Annotated in this window: 1 protein-coding gene; it reads left to right on the top strand. The window is 77.7% G+C overall.

Going from position 1 to position 1,730, the window contains the following annotated elements; all coding sequences use genetic code 11:
• Positions 1-1,598 (top strand): CHAT domain-containing protein (locus FK498_RS18590; protein ID WP_141857177.1); only part of this gene is annotated, 1,598 nt, incomplete at its 5' end.
• Positions 1,599-1,730 lie beyond the last annotated feature (132 nt).

The following is a 1,730-nucleotide window of genomic DNA, read 5'->3' as shown; positions in this document are numbered from 1 at the left end:
GCGCGGCAGCGGCCGCGATCGCGCCCTATCTCGACCTGCTGGTGCCGGCCGCTGGCACGCCCGCACGGGCGGACGACACGGTCGAGGCGCTGGAGGCGGCGTTCCTGGTCTCCGGCGGTGCCGCCGCCGCCGCCGCCGCGGACGCGGCGGCGCTGCTCGCCGGCGAGGGCAGCGCCATCCGCGAACTCCGCGAGGCGCGCAACGAACGCGATGCCGCCGAGGCACGGTTCGACCGCGCGATCGCGGCCGGCGTGCCCGAGCACGAGCGGGCGGCGATCCGCGCCCAGATCGAGGCGGCGCAGCGTCGGCTCGCGGACGCCGAGGCGCGCGTGCAGGCCGAGCGGCCGGAATTCGCCCTGCTCACCGACACCATGATCACGCCGGCGGAGCTGCGTGCCACGCTGCGGCCGGGCGAAGCGCTGTTCGCGATCATCCAGGGACCCGAGCGCGGCTACGGCTTCCTGGTCACGCGTGCGACCGTCGAGGCCTGGCGCATCCCGCTCTCCGAGCGCGAGGCGCAGGCCACGGTCCGCCGACTGCGCGCCGGCCTCGCTCCCGATCCGGCGACCGGACGGCTCGCACCCTTCGACGTCGAGGAGGCGCATCGGCTGTGGCGGCGGCTCGTTCCCGTCGGAGCGCCGGATGTGCTGGCGCATCGGCGCCTGGTGATCGCCGCGCACGGGCCGCTCGCGGCCCTGCCCTTCGCGGTTCTGGTCACCGAGCCGCCGCGGCGCATCGCCTCGGATGCCGACTACCGCGACGTCGCCTGGCTGCTCGCCGGCGGACGCACTCTCGCCTACGCCCCCTCGGCGCTCGCCTTCGCGGCGCAGCGCCGGCTTGCGCGGCCGTCCTCGGCGCCGCTGCCCTATGTCGGCTTCGCGGGCTTCACGCCCCTCTCGCCCGCACGCGCGGCGCAGGCGATCGGGCCGTCGCGGCGCGGCTGCGAAGCCGACGTGTCGGCGCTCGCCGGCCTGCCGCCGCTGCCCGCGGCTGCCCGCGAGGTGGAGATCTCGGCGCGGCAGATGCGTGCGGGGGCGGATGCGGTGCGCGCCGGCGCCGCCTTCACGCGCAGCGCCGTGGTGGGCAGCGACCTTACCCGCTACCGCATCGTCCACTTCGCCGCGCATGCGGTGCTGACCGACGAGGTGCCGTGCCTCGGCGAGCCGGCGATCCTCACCGCCGCGCCGCCGGGCAGCGACCCCAGGGAGGCGGTGATCCGCCTCTCGGACGTGCTGCGCGCGCGGCTCGATGCCGATCTCGTCGTGCTCTCGGCCTGCAACACGGCCGGCCCCGACGGGCGCGGCGCGGGCGAGGCGTTCAGCGGGCTCGCGCGCGGCATGCTCTATGCCGGCGCGCGCTCGCTGCTCGCGACGCACTGGACCGTGCCCGACTTCCCGATCGCGGCGCTCGCGGCGCTGACGCTCGCGCGCGTCGGGCGGGGCGAGGAGCCGGCCGAGGCGCTCGCCGAAGCGCAGCGCGAGTTCCTGAGCCGCGCCGACGACGGCAACCTGCCCGCCGCCTACGCCCACCCCTTCAACTGGGCCGCGCCGGTCGTCATCGGCGGGCAGCAGACGCCGGCACAGCAAGCCCTGCGCTGAGCGCGATCCGGCCCTCGCCGACGAGGATCGCGCGCTGCGCGGCGACCGCCGGGCGCGCCTCGTCGCCCATGCCGAGCAGGCGCAGCGCCGCCGTCTCGAGCGCGGCCGGCTCGACCCCGCCCGGCGCCGCCT

This window comes from Elioraea sp. Yellowstone, from assembly GCF_006704265.1.
GTDB lineage: Bacteria > Pseudomonadota > Alphaproteobacteria > Acetobacterales > Acetobacteraceae > Elioraea.
This window is presented reverse-complemented; position numbering and strand designations above follow the sequence as displayed.